The sequence below is a fragment of the Thermobifida sp. genome (assembly GCF_017577275.1).
Taxonomy (GTDB): Bacteria; Actinomycetota; Actinomycetes; order Streptosporangiales; family Streptosporangiaceae; genus Thermobifida; species Thermobifida fusca.
On sequence record NZ_PITY01000033.1, the window covers coordinates 26122 to 42886 of the forward strand.

Consider the following 16765-nt stretch of genomic DNA (forward strand, 5'->3'; position numbering starts at 1 on the left):
CATTGCCAAGTGTCTTAGTTCACATTACAGACACGTGAGCGTGTGACAACCACCCCTCCACCCGACCGCCAGGGGGCACTTGATGACCCACGAGCAGCACTCCACCCTTCCCACCGGGGACGACGACCGGTTCGACTACGACGTCATCGTCGTCGGTTCAGGATTCGGCGGCTCAGTCAGCGCGCTGCGCCTTACCGAGAAGGGCTACCGGGTCGGAGTCCTCGAGGCCGGACGCCGCTTCACCCCCGAGACCCTGCCGAAGAACTCCTGGGACCTGCGCAACTTCCTCTGGGCGCCTCGGCTGGGGTTCTTCGGCATCCAGCGCATCCACCTGCTGCGCGACGTCATGATCCTGGCTGGGGCCGGGGTCGGCGGCGGCTCCCTCAACTACGCCAACACCCTCTACGAACCACTGGACGACTTCTACAACGACCCGCAGTGGCGGGACATCACCGACTGGCGAGAAGAACTCGCCCCCTTCTACGACCAAGCCAAACGCATGCTCGGGGTGCGGACCAACCCCACCGTCACCCCTGCGGACGTCCACCTGCGCCACGCCGCCGAGGCCATGGGGGTCGGCTCCACCTTCCACCTCGCCCCGGTCGGCGTCTTCTTTGGCGACGGCAAGGACGGGGCGGCCACCCAACCGGTCTCCCCCGGCGAAGCCTGCCGCGACCCCTACTTCGGGGGTGCCGGCCCGACCCGGCGCGCCTGCCTGGAGTGCGGGGAGTGCATGACCGGTTGTCGGCACGGCGCAAAAAACATGCTCACCGAGAACTACCTGTACTTCGCGGAGCGCCATGGCGCCGTCATCCACCCCATGACCACCGTGGTAGCGATCCGCGAACGCCCTGCCTCCCTCGGCGGCGGCTATGCGGTCGACACCGTAGCCACCGGTGCTTTCCGCACCCGGCGCGCCACCCGCACGTTCACCGCCCGCTACATCGTGCTCGCTGCTGGCACCTACGGCACGCAGCGCCTCCTGCACGCCATGCGCGACTCCGGGCTCCTGCCCCGCATCTCCCCCAAGCTCGGCACGCTCACCCGCACCAATTCCGAAGCCCTCGTCGGCGCGATGACCAAGGCGATACGCCCGCCCCAGGACTTCACGCAGGGCGTGGCGATCACCTCCTCCATGCACCCTGACGCGCACACGCACATCGAGCCGGTCCGCTACGGCAAAGGCTCCAACGCGATGGGGCTGCTCACCACCATGCAAGTCCCCGGCGGGGGACGCATCCCCCGCTGGCTGCGCTTCCTCGGCGTAATCGCCGCCCACCCCTACCTCTTCATGCGCAGCCTGTCCGTGCGCCGCTGGTCGCAGCGGACCATCATCGGCCTGGTCATGCAGTCCCTGGACAACTCGCTGACCACCTACACCCGGCGGGGACTGTTCGGCCGGCGGGTGCTGACCTCTCGGCAGGGCCACGGCGCTCCCAACCCCACGTGGATCCCGGTGGCCCAGCAGTTCGCCGCCCAGATCGCCAAACAGATCGACGGCTACCCGGGCAGTTGCGTCAGCGAAATCTTCGACATCCCGTTGACCGCGCACTTCCTGGGCGGCTGCCCGATCGGCGCCTCCCCCGAGGAAGGTGTAATCGACCCCTACCACCGGCTCTACGGCCATCCCGGCATCCACGTGGTGGACGGGTCAGCCGTCACCGCCAATCTGGGCGTCAACCCGTCGTTGACGATCACCGCCCAAGCGGAACGCGCCATGGCGATGTGGCCCAACAAGGGGGAGCCTGACCCGCGGCCCGCTCCGGGCTCCCCCTACCAGCGGGTGGAGCCGGTCTACCCGGTCCGTCCAGCAGTGCCGGCAGGCGCCTACGCGGAGCTGCGGTTCACCCGCCGCATTGCGCTCCCCTTGGACGTGAGCCGACCGCAGCGCACCCCGGGAGGCACCGGCACGGACACGGTCAGGCGGACCGATGCTCCGCCCGCTCCTTGAGGTGGTCGATGATCTGCGCGAAGTGATCACCCAGCGTCTCGTGCATGTGCCGGGACATGGCCTGGGCGAGGATCGCGTCGACCGCGATCTGCGCGAGAGGGCGGACACGGCGGATCACGTCGGCGACCTTGCCCAGGTCCTCGCTGTGGATGATCCCTTCCGGGGCGTAGGTAGCGATGATGTGCTCCGAAACCTGCCGGTTGAGTGCTTCCGCGGCAGCGTCGATCCGGTCGCGGAGTTCTTGGGCGAGGTCCAGGACCGCGTCGAGGGACATGCCGATTTCGACGAGCTCCGCACCAGCGTGGAGCAGGCGCGGGCTGGGCACGCGGTACCGTTTCCCTTCCGGTTCGAGCAGGCCGAGTTCAACCGCCCGGGCCACCCGCTCAGGGGTGACCTGGTCGCCGAAGAGGTCGGTGAGCTCCTCCAGGGTCATGTAGCCGGGGATTTCGTCGGACCAGGGGTCGCCCACCGCGGATTCGAACCCGAGCACTTCGGACAGGTTGCCGCCCCGCTCCCATACGCTGACTAGTTCGGCGATGTTGGCGAAGGTATAGCCGCGTTTGAGGAGTTGACCGATGAGTCGCAGCCGGGCGAGGTGGACCTCGGTATAAATCCCTACCCGTCCTTCCCGGCGCGGCGGGGAGAGCAGTCCGCGGTCCTGGTAGACGCGGACGTTGCGGACGGTGGTGTTCGCCAGCCGGGCCAGCTCGTCGATGCGGTATTCGGCCATGCCCCCACTCTAGGGAGTCCGCGCGTTCGGCTCCGATGCGCAGGGCGTTTCGGCACTGACGCCGGGTGGCGCTTCCCGGGTTGACCAGCCGCCTTTTTACCCCATTGAATTGTGACAATAGTCATTGTAACGTTCATCGTAGGAAACATGGGGTGTCCGCGCTCCACCCTGTGCGACCCCTGGGGACGGTTCCGTCCCCAGGAACCCACCGGCTCCACCACTTCCGGAGGAGAACCGCGATGACCGCACCCGCCAAGGCCATCACTGACCGCGAGGACATCGCCCAACGGCTCCTGCGTTCCTCGGCTAAAGCCTCCTTCGACCCGCTCGTCGAAATCGACTGGGACGCCCCCATCGACCCCGACCGCTACGCCATCCGCCCCGAACGGGTCTCGCTGTACGGCACCGAACTGTGGGAGCAGCTCAGCGAAGCCCAGCGCAAAGAACTGAGCAGGCACGAGACCGCCAGCATCGCCAGCATCGGCATCTGGTTCGAAACGATCCTGATGCAGATGCTCGTCCGCCACGCCTACGACCGCGACCCCACCAGCAACCACATCCAGTACGCCTACACCGAGATCGGCGACGAATGCCGCCACTCGGTGATGTTCGCCAAGATGGTGGGCAAGCTCGGTGCCCGCTACTACCGTGTGGACGGCCTCACCCAGTTCCTCGGCCGGGTCTTCAAAACCATCTCCAACACGCCTCTGACCTTCAGCGCCGCACTGTACGTCGAAGAGATTCTCGACCAGCTCCAGCGCGAGACCATGGTGGACGAAGAACTCGAACCGCTGGTCCGCGCTGTCTCCCGGATCCACGTGGTGGAAGAAGCCCGGCACATGCGCTACGCGCGCGAAGAGTTCCTGCGCTCCTGGCAGCACCGCAGCTGGCTGTCCAAGGCCTACAGCCGCCTGGTCCTCGGCCTGGTGGTCTACTTCGCCACCACGCGGCTCATCCACCCGGACTGCTACGCAGCAGTAGGACTCGACCCGAAGGCCGCCCGCCGCGCCGCGCGCCGCAACCCCCACTGGCGCAAGAGCCTGACCTGGATGGCCAGCAAGGCCGTGGCGACTTTCGCTGAGGCAGGAATGATCCAAGGGCCCGCGAAGAAGCTGTGGCGCCGGGCCGGAGTACTGGAGGAGACCGCATGAGCGGAATGGGCGACGACGAAGAGGAATACCACGGCACCGTCACCGCTGTCTTCGACGAGACCGAAGTCACCGTCACCGCGCACCTCGCCGGGCACTTCGACCCGCTCAGCGGAGAGTACCGGTGGACCGGACGGCTCGTCGCCGATCCGGAGCTGGACCGGCTCTTCCGCCAGGGCCAGCGCGCAGTCCTGCTGCGCACCCCGGAAGGCTATGCGGGCAAAGGAGAGCTCGTTGAAGTCAACGTCTGGGGCGGCTACCGGGTGCGGGGACGCGGCCGACCCCCCTTCGCGGTCCCTGAACTCAGCGCTGAAGAGATCTGACCCTCTGGTCCCACCCGCCAGCGGTGGGGCGCCGGGACCACCGCCGACGCCCCACCGCCCCTGTCGTCCCCAGGCAGGAGCGGCGCACCGGCGCTGCACACCGCAGCCGTCCTCCTCGTCGTTCTCCACGCCCGGATGCCCTGCGCCGCTGTCCCGCTGACAGCCGCCGTGCACGGCCGGACGGCTCCGGTTCGACTTGCCCGATGCAGGCTAGGCGCCCGCCGTGAACGGGAAATGCTCCACCACTTCCGCGCGGACCGTCCGCAGCCGGGTCTGCACAGCCCGGCGGAGCCGCCCCAGGCAGTCGGCGATCGCGGAACTGTCGCCCACCAACCCGCTCTTCGCGATCAGCGGGACACCGTCCAGCACTCCCCCGCCAAGCACACCGTGCACGGTCAGCGGGAGCATCTCCCCACCGATGTCGAAAGTCTGAACCCCCAGCACATCCAGCACGGCCGAAGTGAGATCGCCGCCGGCGATCAACATCCCGCTCGGACGTCCCAGCGCCCCGTCCTGCTCGTGCGCATCGGTCACCGCCGTGGCGATCACTTCCGCCAGCCGCTCCGGAATCAGGCGGCGCTGTGGCAGCGGCAACGCTGCGATCTCCGCCGCGGTCGCCCGCAACCGGAACACCACCACGTCGGGGAAGGCGTGGCTGGCCAGCGCATCAGCCAGGGTGTGGGCAAGCTTCTCCCGGCTGTCCTCGCGCTCCACGTCCTCGGGGGCGGCATCGACCCAGCGCACCGGTCCGGAGCGCACGACCGCGTCGAGCTGCCGCGCGGTCAGCTCGGTGACGCTGCCTACCGCGGCCAACAGCGGCCCGGCGGTGATGCCTTCGCCGTGCAAGTGCAGGGCCTCGGCCAACAGCACGCCGAACGGTCCCGGGTCAGCGGCCAGCCACACGATGCCGTGCTCCCGGTGCGCCCGGGCAGCCGCCTCGGCTAGTTCCGCCAGGTAGGTGGTGGTGTCGGCGTCGCACAGCACCACCGGTTCATCTCCGGCGGCGAGCTCTGCTGTCAACAGCTCCGGGGTGACCTGGCGCACCGGGATGCGGCGGACCCGCAGCGAGCTCTGCTGCGCCACCACTTCGGCGACATCGGCAGCAGCGGTGGGGCTGAGCGGGTCGAGTGCCGCCTCGGTGCGGTCCACCGGGGTGCCGTCCAGCAACTGTACTCCGTCGACGGTCGTCCGGCCCGCGGCGGGGAAAGCGGGAACCACGATGACGCGCAGCCGGGTCTGCGGCGGACAGCGCTCCCGGACTTCCGTCCACGCGGCTTCGACTTCCGCGCCGAGGTTGCCGCGCAAGGTGGTGTCGATCCGCTTGATCACCAAGCCCACCGGCCATACCGCTTCGACGACGTCGGCGACGAGGTCGGTGGCCTGGTGGGGCGGCATGTGCCGGCTGTCGAGGTTGGCAACGATCACGTCGTGGTCTTCGGCCACCCGGGCGACCTGCTCGGGGGCGACCATGGTCACGCGCTGTCCGGCACGCGCAAAACGCGCAGCGGTCGCAGCCGCGCCGATGAGATCGTCTGCGATGACGAGTACCTGTGCCACTTCACCATTTTCTCGTGCACCACCGCTGGATCACGCGTCTGATCCGGCGGTGCTCCTGTTCTCTGCTGCGCCTGCTGCCTGCAGGCCTGCGCCTCTCAAGTCCACGATGGCCCTCTGGTCCGCTTCCGCGGTCCGGTGGTGGCGGGGTGCGATGGCCGCTACCGCGGTCCGCGGCCACCGGTGCTGTCAGGGCAGGCAGGCGGGGACGGCTCCGGCGGCCTGTCCCGGCTCAGTCGCACGCACCCCAATGATCAGCAATGCTCCCCTCATCGCCTCTTCTGCCTGATACGACGGGCTCAGCGCAGCCGCAGGACGCACAGACGAGGGACAGCCGCACCCCACTCACGGCATATCGCCTGATATCTCCGCTACCTCCCGTTTTATCCTTCTGCCTAAGCCCACAAGGCTCAAGAAAGGGAAGCCTCCGGTGTTTGCCAAGTTTTGTTCACTTATAGCGATCACACCGCTAATCTCCGGCGACCGCGGCAATCCGTTCCTAACTGGAACGCTTTCCACGTGACAAAACCGTTACGGCAGGCATCGGCCAAATGTGTGGACTTTCACGGACAGAACTACTTGCATCGGATGTCTATGGAGCAGGTCACACGATGACCGGGCGGTACTGGAGGTACATGAATGCCCAAGTTCCCTGATCCGCGCGTCACAATCGCCGCGACACTCTCCCTCGTGCTGCTGACCGGAGGCTGCGCCTACCTGTCCGGTGGCGGAGGGTCGGCGGGAGCCGACCCGGACTCGCCGGAATGCGAACCCTACAAGCAGTGGCAGGACATCGGCGGCACCGTCTCGATCTACGCTTCCATCCGGGACGTCGAGGCCGAACGGCTGGAACGTGCCTGGCAGAAGTTCGTCGACTGCACCGGAATCAAGATCCAGTACGAGGGCAGTGGTGAGTTCGAAGCCCAAGTCCAGGTGAAAGTGGACGGCGGCAACGCGCCCGACATTGCTTTCTTCCCCCAGCCCGGTCTGCTTGAGCGCTTCGCCAAGTCCGGTGACCTGGTCGCGGCCCCCGAGAGCGTCCAGAAGCTGGCCGAAGAAGGCTGGAGTGAGGACTGGCTGGACTACGCCACGTTCGACGGCGAGTTGTACGGCACCCCGCTGGGCGCCAACTTCAAGTCCTTCGTCTGGTACTCGCCCACGTTCTTCTCCGAGAACGGGTACGAAGTCCCACAGACCTGGGACGAGCTGATCGAACTTAGCGACACCATCGCTGACAACGGAGTGAAGCCCTGGTGCGTCGGCTTCGAATCCGGTGACGCCACGGGCTGGCCCGGCACCGACTGGATCGAAAACGTCGTCCTGCGGGAAAACGGCCCCGACGTCTACGACCAGTGGGTCAACCACGACATCCCGTTCAACGACTCCAAGATCGCGGACGCGTTCGACCGGGCCGACACCATTCTGCGGAACCCTGACTACGTCAACGGCGGCTTCGGCAACGTGCAGAGCATCGCCATCACCTCGTTCCAGGAAGGCGGCCTGCCCATCCTGGACGGCCAGTGCGCCATGTACCTCATGGGCTCCTTCTACTCCGCCCAGTGGCCGGAAGGCACCGAGGTCGCCGAGGACGGCGATGTGTACGCGTTCAACCTGCCGCCGATCAACCCGGATCAGGGCACCCCGGTCATGGGCGGTGGCGAATTCGTCGGCGCGTTCAGCGACCGTCCCGAGGTGGTCGCGGTCCGCGAGTACCTGGCTACCGCGGAGTTCGCGAACAGCCGGGCCGCGGAAGGCGCCTGGTTCTCCGCACACAAGGGCCTTGACCTCGACCTTCTGGAAGTTCCGACCGACCGTCTGGGCGCGGAGATCCTGCGCGACCCCGAAACCGTGTTCCGCTTCGACGGAAGCGACCTGATGCCGGCTGAAGTGGGAGCCGGAACGTTCTGGCGGGGAATGGTCAACTGGATCAACGGCGAGGACACCGACGCCACGCTCGACTACATCGAGAACTCCTGGTCTTCCTGACACAGTCCGCTGCTTCGGGACCGGCATCTGCCGGTCCCGAACCACCCCGATCGGAAGAGGACGGGAATGGGTTTCTCCCTTGTCGACGAGCTTCCCAAGCTCCTGTGGTTGGTGATCGGTGTCGCGGGCTTCCTGGCTGTCATCGGCGCCCTGCTGCTCCTCGTGGATGCCGGACCCAGAAAGACCAGGACCGAATGGTGGCAGGCCACGCTCTTCCTGGCGCCCGCACTGATCCTGCTGATCCTGGGCCTGGTCTACCCGGTCATCCGTACCACGCTGCTGTCGTTCATGGACAGCAAAGGTGCGGCCTGGGTCGGCCTGGACAACTACATTGCGATGTTCACGCAGCCTGAAATCCTGGTGGTCCTCCGCAACACGTTCCTGTGGGTACTGTTCGGGCCGGTGCTGGCCACCGCGATCGGGCTGTTCTACGCGCTGCTGGTCGACCGCAAACGGTTCGAATCAGTGGCCAAGTCGCTGATCTTCATGCCGATGGCGATCTCGTTCGTCGGCGCGAGCATCATCTGGAAATTCATCTACGCCTACCGTCCCGCGGAAGCCGAGCAGATCGGTCTGCTCAACCAGATCATCGTGTGGTTCGGCGGTGAACCGCGGCTGTGGCTCCTGGACGCCCCGATCAACACGCTGCTGCTGATCGTGGTGCTGATCTGGGTCCAAGCCGGCTTCGCGATGGTCGTGCTCTCCGCCGCAATCAAAGCCATCCCTGACGAGATCATCGAAGCGGCCCGCATCGACGGCACCGGGGTGTGGACCCACTTCTGGAACATCACCCTGCCCTCGGTGTGGCCGACGCTCATGGTCGTGCTGATCACTATCTCGGTGCAGACACTGAAAGTGTTCGACATCGTGCGCACCATGACCGGTGGCCAGTACGAGACGAGCGTCATCGCCAACGAGATGTACGCGCAGGCGTTCCGCTACGACAACCTGGGTATGGGATCGGCGCTTGCGGTGTTCCTGTTCATTCTGGTCATCCCGCTGATCATCCTGCAGATGCGCACCAATCGACGGCTGAGGGAGGAGCAGCGATGAGCACGTCCCCACAGTCCCCGCCCGCCGAGGAAGAAGGGGGCGGCGGCGTGCGCAAGCCCTCCTCGCCTCGCGCGGCGCGTGACGACTACGCCACGCATGTCCCACCGCTGCGGGCAAAGGAGAACCCGGCCCACAGCCGCGAGTCGGCCGCGGCCCGCGTGCGGAAACGCCTGACCAGCACCGCCGCGAGTGCCATCGCGATCATCATCGCTGTCCTGTGGACACTGCCCACCGCCAGCCTGTTCCTCTCCTCCTTCCGTCCCGAGTTGGAGATCAAGACCACTGGCTGGTGGACGATGTTCTCCGACCCGCAGCTCACCTTGAACAACTACCGCGAGGTGTTGTTCTCCCCCGGCCAGGGGCAGCTTGCCAGCTACTTCGTGAACTCTTTCGTCATCACGGTGCCGTCCACGGTATTCGTGGTGGTCCTCGCCGCACTGGCCGCCTACGCCCTGGCCTGGGTCAACTTCCCCGGCCGGGACTGGGTGTTCCTGGGGGTCTTCGCCCTGCAGATCGTGCCCCTGCAAATGGCCCTGGTGCCGTTGCTGCGGTTCTTCTCCCAGGGGGTGACGATCGGCGGATACCAGATCCTGCCCGCCTGGGATCTGCCGGGCGCGTTCGCGTTCACCAACGTGTGGGTGGCCCACACCATCTTCGGCCTGCCGCTGGGGATCTTCCTGCTGCACAACTTCATCTCCCAGCTGCCGACCACCCTCTTTGAGGCGGCCCGGGTGGACGGCGCCGGACACGGCGTGCTGTTCCGCAAGGTGGTGCTCCCGCTCACCGTCCCCGCCCTGGTGTCGCTGGCGATCTTCCAGTTCCTGTGGGTGTGGAACGACCTGCTGGTGGCGCTGATCTTCGCGGGCGGCGACGTGTCCACGGCACCGCTCACGGTCCGGCTCGCGGAACTGGCAGGCACCCGGGGCAACGAGTGGCAGCGGCTCACCGCAGGCGCTTTCGTCTCCATGGTGATTCCGCTGCTCGTGTTCTTCACTTTGCAGCGCTACTTCGTCCGCGGCCTGCTCGCGGGCAGCGTGAAAGGCTGAGCCGTACGGACGTGAGTCCACGGTGCGGCCCCGGCAGGGCTCTTCCCTGGCCGGGGCCGCAGCCGTCAGCGTCTCATTCCCCGCGGTCCACGGCAGGGTTGGTCAGGCGCGGAGCGCGGCGCGGGCCGTGTCCACCAATGTGGTGCGGTAGGCCGCCCCGAACAGGCACACGTGCACCAGCAGCGGATGCAACTGGTGCAGCGGAATCCGGGCCCGCCAGCCCTCGGCGAGCGGCGCGACCTCGTTGTAGGCGTCGCGAACCCGGTCCAGGTAGGGCAGGCCGAACAGCGCCAGCATGGCGAGGTCTGCTTCCCGGTGGCCACCGTGGGCCGCGGGGTCGATGACGACCGCGCCGTCGTCCTGCCACAGCACGTTGCCGTTCCACAGGTCGCCGTGGATCCGCGCCGGGGGTTCCGGGTCGCCCGCCAGGTGGTCAAGCGCGTCGAGCACTTTCTCCACGAGGCGGACGTCGCCCGGGGTGAGCGCGCCCCGGTCGGCGGCGCGGCGCAAGTAGGGCAGGATCCGCTGCTCGGCGTAGAACTCCGGCCACGTCGAACGCGGGGTGTTGTCCATGGGCAGCGGGCCGATGTAGCCGTCCCAGGTGGCACCGAAGGATTCGGCGCCCGCCAAGTGCATCGCGGCGAGCTGGTGGCCGAACCGTTCCGCTGCTTCGGGAGTGGGCGGCCGCTCGTCCACCCACTCCATGGCGAGGGTGCGGTCGTCCCACCCCGCTACCTGGGGCACCGGGGAGCCGAACGACCGCCCCAACCAGTCCAGGCCTAGCGCCTCGGCACGGAAAAGTCCGTCCAGTGCCGGGGCGTCGTCGGGAAGCGCTTTGACGAAGAGCGGGGTCCCGTCAGCCAGTTCCACGCGGTAGAGATGCCACCGGTGGCTGTGTCCTCGCTCGGCAACGGCGGCAACCTCGCGACCGGTCAGTTCGGTCACTCTGGCAGCGACGGAATTCACCCGTTCCCCTTTCAGCGCGCGCTGAACAGCGCGGTGAGTTCTCCGACGAGCCCTTTCGATGCGGCCTCGATCATGGTGAGCACGGTGATGAAGCCGTCTTCACCTCCGTAGTACGGGTCAGGCACCTCCGGGTTGGGTCCTACACCGGGAGCAAAAGAGCGGAACAGGCGGATCCGGTCCTTGGTCTCCTCGTCCGGGGCGAGCCGGACCAGGTCCGCGAGGTTGTCGGTGTCCATCGCCAGGATCAGGTCCCGCTCCGGGAACCAGGAGGGGGAGAACTGGCGGGCGACATGCCCCGTCGGGTAGCCGTACTTCCGCAGCGTGGAGGCGGCACGCCGGTCCATGTCCGCCCCGACATGCCAATTGCCGGTACCTGCGCTATCTACCTGGACCCGGTCGGCGAGCCCAGCGCGGGCCAGGTCGGTGAGCAGGATCTTCTCCGCCATCGGAGAACGGCAGATGTTGCCGAGGCACACCACGCAGATGCGGTACGGACCAGAGGGGTTACGGGGTTCGGGCAGGCTCATGGCACCAACCGTAGTCGAGAACCCGGCACTGCGCTCGGCCGTCCCGCATTCCGGGCGCAGCACGGTCCGCCCGCAGCGGCAGCCTCACCGGCTCGGCAGCCGCACCACCGTGACGAAGAAGTCGTCGATCTGCTGGACCACCTTGATGAACTGGTCGAAGTCGACCGGCTTGGTCACATAGGCGTTGGCGTGCAACTGGTAGCTGCGGATGACGTCCTCTTCAGCTTCCGAAGTGGTGAGGACGACGACGGGGATGCGGGCCAGGTCCTCGTCCTGCTTGATCTCTTGCAGGACCTCGCGCCCGTCTTTGCGGGGCAGGTTGAGGTCGAGCAGGACCAGGTGCGGCCGGGGCGCCTGAGCGTACTCGCCCTCACGGCGGAGGAAACGCAAGGCTTCCACCCCGTCAGAGACCACGTGCAGACGGTTGCCGACTTTGTGCTCCGCGAATGCCTCCCGCGTCATGAGGGCATCGCCAGGGTCGTCCTCGACCAGCAGCACCTCGATAGGTTGCACCATGCGGACCTCGTTCAATCCCCCAACCTTCTCATCTGTCGGCGCCAGCGGAGTCCGGTTCGGACCACGCGGTCAGCGGTGATGGCTCTTCGTCGGACTGGTCGTCGTCCTTGTCCGTGTCTACCGGCAGCGACCAGCAGATCCGGGTTCCAGGCTCGTCGGAGTCCACGTCCAGCCAGATGCGTCCGCCGTGGAACTCCACGATCTTCTTGCACATGGCCAGACCGATCCCTGTGCCGCCGTACTTCTCGCGGGTGTGCAGCCGTTGGAAGATCACGAAGATCCGCTCGGCGTACTGCGGCTCGATGCCGATTCCATTATCGGCGCAACAGAACACCCACTCGTTCCCTTCGCGGCGGACACTGATGTGCACCCGGGCCGGATTGTCCCCGCGGAACTTCACGGCATTGCTGATCAGGTTGAAAAAGACCTGGGTGAGCAGGGTCTGATCGCCCTGCACTTCCGGGAGCGGATCCCCGGTGACCACGGCCTCGGCTTCCTCGAGCGCCGGTTCGAGGCTGGCGAGCGCGTCGTTGAGCGCGCTGTTGAGGTCCACGGTGGTGAAGTTCTTGGTCCGCCCCACCCGGGAGAACGCCAGCAGGTCGTTGATGAGGACCTGCATGCGTTTGGCTCCTTCGACCGCGAAGTCGATGTAGGCGTCGGCGCGTTCGTCCAGCTTCCCGTGGTAGCGGCGCTGGAGCAACTGGCAGAAGCTGGCGACCTTGCGCAGCGGCTCCTGGAGGTCGTGGGAGGCGACGTAAGCGAACTGCTCCAGCTCCAGGTTGGAGCGGCGCAGTTCTTCGGTTTGGCGTTCCAGCAGCTCCGACTGTTCTTGGAGGGCGCGCCGCGCGGTGCCGACTTCGTCGAGTTCGTGCACGATGCGCTCCCGCATGGCGTCCACGTTGCAGGCGACCCGTTCGATCTCGGGGGGTGCCTCCACTTCGATGCGGTGCGCGTAGTAGCCGTCCGAGACCTGCTGCAGGTGGCGGCCGAGCTCGTCGAGCGGGCGGAGCACCCAGTGCTGCAGCATCACCCACAGGAAGCCGCACAGCACGATGATGACCACGACCACGAGGGTCAGCAGAGCGGCGAGCTGCTGGGTGGCGGAGTCCAGGTCTTTTTGGGCTTCGTCCAGTTCGACGCTGATGCGCCCCTGGGCGCTGCTGGACGCTTCCCGCAGATAGTTGAAGCGTTCTTCACCGCGTTGGACGTCGGCGTGGGTGAGTTCCTCACCGTTGCGCACCTTGTCCAGGACTGGCTCGGCGAACTCGCTGCTCCAGGACTCCCCGGCAGCGAGCAGGGCTTCGATGTCGGAGTCGATGGCGGGGTTGTCTTGGGCGGCCTTCTCCAACTGGGGGAGGCTCGCCTCCAAGGTACGGCGGCCCTGCTCGTAGGGCTCCAGCGAGTCGAGTGTTCCGGTGGCCGCGTAGCTGCGGATGCCGTTGTCCTGGTTGTAGTAGGCGGCCATGGTCTGGTGCAGAGCGCTCTGTGCGGGAGTGAGCTGCTCTACCTGGCGGACCACCGCCTCGCGTGCTTCCAGCGCGGTGATGATGATGGTGGCGACCGAGGCGATGAGGACAATGCCTACGGAGCACAGCAGTACGATGACGCGCCGACGCAGGGACCAGGGGCGGGTGAGGATGCCGCCCGTGGCCGACGTCTCTCCGCTCCCCGGTGCGGTGTCGGAGTTCACGTGAGTCATTTCCCGTAAGTGATGAGCAGCATGGCAACGTCGTCCTGGAGCGGACCGCCGTTGTGCTGTTCGGCCTCGTCTACGAGACGTTCCGGCAGCTCCCCGATGGGGGTGCCCGAGGCGAGGATGTCTTCGACGATGCGGGCGAGCCCGGTGACGCCGAGCCGGTCGGAGCTGTTGCCGTCGTAGGCGTCTACCAGGCCGTCGGTGTAGAGCATGAGGGTGGAGCCGCGGCAGAAGGAGAACCGCTCCACTTCTGCGGTGACGTCAAACAGCATGCCCAGCGGCGGCCCGGGCTCGGCTCGCACTTCAGTGACGCGCTGGTCGGGGCCAAGGACCAGCGGCGGGGGGTGGCCGAACAGCCGGAGCCGCGCTTCTTCGGTGTCCCGGTCGATGCTGACCTGGCAGAGGGTGGCGTACATCTCGTCTTGGGCGCGTTCGGTGACGAGGATCTTCTCCAGCGCGGTCAGCAACTGGTCTTCCGCGACCCCGCCCATCACCAAGGCGCGCCAGGCGATCCGGAGGTTGACGCCCAGCGCGGCTTCGTCCGGTCCGTGGCCGCTGACGTCGCCCACGATGAGGTGGGTGGTGCCGTCGCGGTCGACTGCGTCGAAGAAGTCGCCGCCGACCAGGGCGCGTTTGCGGCCTGGCCGGTAGAAGGACCGGGGCACCATCCGGGACTCGTCGAGTAACAGTTGCGGGAGGAGGCCTCGTTCCAGGCGCATGTTCTCCCGGGCGTGCAGTTCGGCCTCCCGTAACTGCCGCGCGTTTTCGTCGGCGCGCTGGCGTTCCACCGAATAGCGCAGGCTGCGAGCGAGCAGCGAGCCGTCGACTTGCCCTTTGACCAGGTAGTCCTGGGCTCCGGCAGCGACCGCGGCGATGCCTTCGTGCTCGTCGTCCAGTCCGGTCAGGACGACCACTGCGGCTGATTTCGCGGCGTCAAGGACCTCGCGCAGCAGGTCCATCCCGCGCGCATCAGGCAGGTTGAGGTCCAGAAGCACGCAACCGCGGAAAGAGGCCAGGTGCGGTCGGGCCTCGGCCAATGTGGTGAACCAGGTGATCTTGGCGTTGAGTGCGGTGTCCGCGAGGAACTCCTCGACGAGGAGCTTATCTGCGGGATCGTCCTCGATCAGGAGGATGTCTACTGATTCCACGGCGCCTCGGAGGGGTGCGCTTCGTGTACCTGGGGGTGGGGGCACGTTCGGCGGCCCGTGCCCTGCTTGTCCAATGTCCACATACCGCCTCTACGTCGACTGTCTCTTCAGCACCCGGGAGCAGATCGTGCGGGGTTCGGTGTCATGGCTCCCCTCCACTTCCGACACCGGAGTGCCGAGCGCCTGGCGGGGCGAGCGCACCGGGCGCAGTCGTCCAGCCCGGCTCCGTCCTCCCTCCAGGCTGGCTCGCGAAAGGTTCATGCCAGTCAAACGATAATGGCCCGGCTCTGCACGCCGCCAGCAGTGCAGGCCGGAAACGTCCCCCACCCCGCCTAAGAGCGGTGCGTGGTGAGGTCTGGACCGTTAGTAGGTCGTTCTTCGTGACCAGGATAGCTCCCGGCTCCCCAGCGTACCCGCGCCGCGGGAGTGCGGGTAGCGATGTGGACAATTTCATGACGACATGTCGTCATGAAATATTGTGCTCGTGGACTTTAAACGACATGATGTCATCAAGATTGTCACCTTCCCACCCTCTTTCCTAAAACGGACACAAAGGAAGTAATCCCCATGAGCACGGCACAGGCAACCCAGGAGCGGTCCGACTCCCTCACCTTCTCTGAACGGCTCAAAGCGGGCACCCGGTCCTCCCACGACGCGGCTGAAGCCCACGACTTCTCCCAAGCGCTCGTCTCCGGCACCCTGCCCCGCCACGGCTACGTCGCCCTCGCCGCCCAGCACTACTTCATCTACTCCGCCCTGGAAGAGGTCGCCGAAACCCTCGCCGACCATCCTGTCGGCGGTGCCGTGTACTTCCCGGAACTCCACCGCGTCCCCGCCCTGGAGCGCGACCTCGCCTTCCTGTGCGGCCCGGACTGGCGGGACACGATCACCCCGCTGCCGACCACCCGGGCCTACACCGACCGCATCCGGTGGACCGTCCACTGGCCCGCCGGCTTCATCGCCCACCACTACACCCGCTACCTCGGCGACCTGTCGGGCGGGCAGGTCATCAAGCGCGTCGTCCAACGCGCCTACGGGTTCACCGACGGCGCAGGCTTCGAGTTCTACATCTTCGACCGTCTGGACAGCCTGCCCCGGTTCAAGAAGAACTACCGGGCGGTCCTCGACGCCCTCGACCTGGACGAAGCAGAGCAGACACGGGTCGTCGACGAGGTCCGGCAGGCCTACCAGTTCAACAGCGAACTGATGGCCGAGCTGAACCGCTCCCTGGCGCTGGCCTCATCCAGCGACCTTGGATGACGGCGAACCCCGGCCGGTCAGTGGTGAGGCATGCCACGATAGGGGTATGCCTAAGATCTCGGCCCCCACCATCGCCGCGCACCGCGCCCAAGTGCTCGACCGCATCCTGGACGCGGTGGCCGTGCTCACCCGTGACCAGGGGATCGACGAGATCTCCATGACCGATGTGGCCGCGGTGTCCGGGATCACCCGCACCGCGCTGTACAACTACTTTCCCGACAAGCCCGCGCTGCTCTTGGCGTTCACCGAACGGGTGACCGCCAACTTCGTACAGCGCTGTGCAGAGGAGCTCCCCCAGGACGCTCCCGCGATCCAGCGGCTGGCCGGATTCATCAGCTTCCAACTGGAAGCCATCGTCGAACACCAGCACCCGGCCGCCGCTGAACTCAGCGCCAGTCTGGGACCGCAGGCCTACCAGCAGCTCGCCGACCATGTCGCGCCGATGCAGCATCTGCTCGTGGAGATCTTGCGCCAAGGCACGGAGAACGGGGAATTCGAACCGGTTCCCCTGGAGCACACCGCCAAACTCCTGCTCGCACTCATCGGCTCCCAGCGCCTCCCCCTAGTCCGCGGGGAGATCGCCCTGGACGGGGCGCGCATCCTCGTCACCGAGTTCGCGCTGCGCGCTCTCGGTGTCGACCGGGACCACGCCGCAGCCGCGGCCCGCACCCGCCCGACCGAGCAGGCAAACGACCAGTAGCCTCCGCGTCCCAGCCCTTACGGCAGCACCCGGACAGCAGGCAGCCGCCCTGCGGCACCCCACTGCTCCAGACCGGGCTCCACCCCATCTTCCCCCCGGGCAGAGCCGGCTGGCTGAACGGGACGACCCGCTCCGCGCTGCCGCGTCCCTGGGCGCCTGCC

At 66.9% G+C, this 16765-nt stretch carries 15 protein-coding genes; 8 read left to right on the top strand and 7 right to left on the bottom strand.

All coding sequences use genetic code 11. The annotated features are described in order from the left end of the window. Nucleotides 1-82: 82 nt before the first annotated feature. Nucleotides 83-1951, top strand: coding sequence for a GMC oxidoreductase (locus CW348_RS15030; protein ID WP_011292755.1), 1869 nt, complete (start codon nt 83-85; stop codon nt 1949-1951). Here CW348_RS15030 and CW348_RS15035 read toward each other — a convergent pair. After that, nucleotides 1920-2681: a MerR family transcriptional regulator gene (locus CW348_RS15035; protein WP_011292756.1), complete on the bottom strand. Its 762-nt coding sequence runs from the start codon at nt 2679-2681 to the stop codon at nt 1920-1922. The genes CW348_RS15030 and CW348_RS15035 overlap by 32 nt on opposite strands. Before the next feature lie 239 nt (nt 2682-2920). Between CW348_RS15035 and CW348_RS15040 the strand changes: the two genes are divergently transcribed. Together CW348_RS15040 and CW348_RS15045 are read left to right on the top strand one after the other, a co-directional pair. Then, nucleotides 2921-3832 (top strand): diiron oxygenase, encoded by a 912-nt coding sequence (locus tag CW348_RS15040; RefSeq protein ID WP_011292757.1) that lies wholly within the window; start codon nt 2921-2923, stop codon nt 3830-3832. Continuing rightward, nucleotides 3829-4152, top strand: coding sequence for a DUF4873 domain-containing protein (locus CW348_RS15045; RefSeq protein WP_011292758.1), 324 nt, complete (start codon nt 3829-3831; stop codon nt 4150-4152). Before CW348_RS15040 ends, CW348_RS15045 begins: the two co-directional genes overlap by 4 nt. Before the next feature lie 210 nt (nt 4153-4362). Here the strand turns inward: CW348_RS15045 and CW348_RS15050 are convergent, their stop codons facing one another. Beyond that, nucleotides 4363-5709, bottom strand: a complete 1347-nt coding sequence (locus tag CW348_RS15050; protein ID WP_011292759.1) for a four-carbon acid sugar kinase family protein — start codon at nt 5707-5709, stop codon at nt 4363-4365. Between the two features lie 636 nt (nt 5710-6345). Between CW348_RS15050 and CW348_RS15055 the strand changes: the two genes are divergently transcribed. The 3 genes from CW348_RS15055 (at nt 6346) to CW348_RS15065 (ending at nt 9791) form a co-directional block, all read left to right on the top strand. Next, entirely contained in the window at nt 6346-7692 is a 1347-nt protein-coding gene (locus CW348_RS15055) for an ABC transporter substrate-binding protein (RefSeq protein ID WP_104612966.1), read from the top strand. A 66-nt stretch (nt 7693-7758) separates the two neighbouring features. Beyond that, entirely contained in the window at nt 7759-8745 is a 987-nt protein-coding gene (locus CW348_RS15060; protein ID WP_011292761.1) for a carbohydrate ABC transporter permease, read from the top strand. Continuing rightward, nucleotides 8742-9791 carry a carbohydrate ABC transporter permease gene (locus tag CW348_RS15065; protein WP_011292762.1) on the top strand — a complete coding sequence of 350 codons (1050 nt, stop codon included), beginning with the start codon at nt 8742-8744 and terminating at the stop codon, nt 9789-9791. The genes CW348_RS15060 and CW348_RS15065 overlap by 4 nt, the downstream gene beginning before the upstream one ends. A 102-nt stretch (nt 9792-9893) precedes the next feature. Here CW348_RS15065 and CW348_RS15070 read toward each other — a convergent pair whose 3' ends face one another. The 5 genes from CW348_RS15070 to CW348_RS15090 form a co-directional block, all read right to left on the bottom strand. Further along, a complete protein-coding gene (locus CW348_RS15070; RefSeq protein WP_011292763.1) occupies nt 9894-10757 on the bottom strand; it encodes a fructosamine kinase family protein in 864 nt (287 codons plus the stop codon). A gap of 11 nt (nt 10758-10768) precedes the next feature. Further along, nucleotides 10769-11284 carry a low molecular weight protein-tyrosine-phosphatase gene (locus CW348_RS15075; protein WP_011292764.1) on the bottom strand — a complete coding sequence of 172 codons (516 nt, stop codon included), beginning with the start codon at nt 11282-11284 and terminating at the stop codon, nt 10769-10771. A gap of 84 nt (nt 11285-11368) precedes the next feature. Continuing rightward, nucleotides 11369-11800: a response regulator gene (locus CW348_RS15080; protein ID WP_011292765.1), complete on the bottom strand. Its 432-nt coding sequence runs from the start codon at nt 11798-11800 to the stop codon at nt 11369-11371. Nucleotides 11801-11828: 28 nt separating this feature from the next. Beyond that, on the bottom strand, nt 11829-13490 hold the full coding sequence (locus CW348_RS15085) for an ATP-binding protein (RefSeq protein ID WP_011292766.1): 1662 nt from the start codon (nt 13488-13490) through the stop codon (nt 11829-11831). A 5-nt stretch (nt 13491-13495) separates the two neighbouring features. Further along, a complete protein-coding gene (locus CW348_RS15090; RefSeq protein WP_049754969.1) occupies nt 13496-14689 on the bottom strand; it encodes a PP2C family protein-serine/threonine phosphatase in 1194 nt (397 codons plus the stop codon). Nucleotides 14690-15211: 522 nt separating this feature from the next. On the opposite strand from CW348_RS15090, the gene CW348_RS15095 reads away from it, so the two are divergent. Both CW348_RS15095 and CW348_RS15100 read left to right on the top strand, forming a co-directional pair. Continuing rightward, entirely contained in the window at nt 15212-15904 is a 693-nt protein-coding gene (locus CW348_RS15095) for a heme oxygenase (biliverdin-producing) (protein ID WP_011292768.1), read from the top strand. Between the two features lie 46 nt (nt 15905-15950). Beyond that, nucleotides 15951-16604 carry a TetR/AcrR family transcriptional regulator gene (locus tag CW348_RS15100; protein WP_104612965.1) on the top strand — a complete coding sequence of 218 codons (654 nt, stop codon included), beginning with the start codon at nt 15951-15953 and terminating at the stop codon, nt 16602-16604. Nucleotides 16605-16765: the final 161 nt, after the last annotated feature.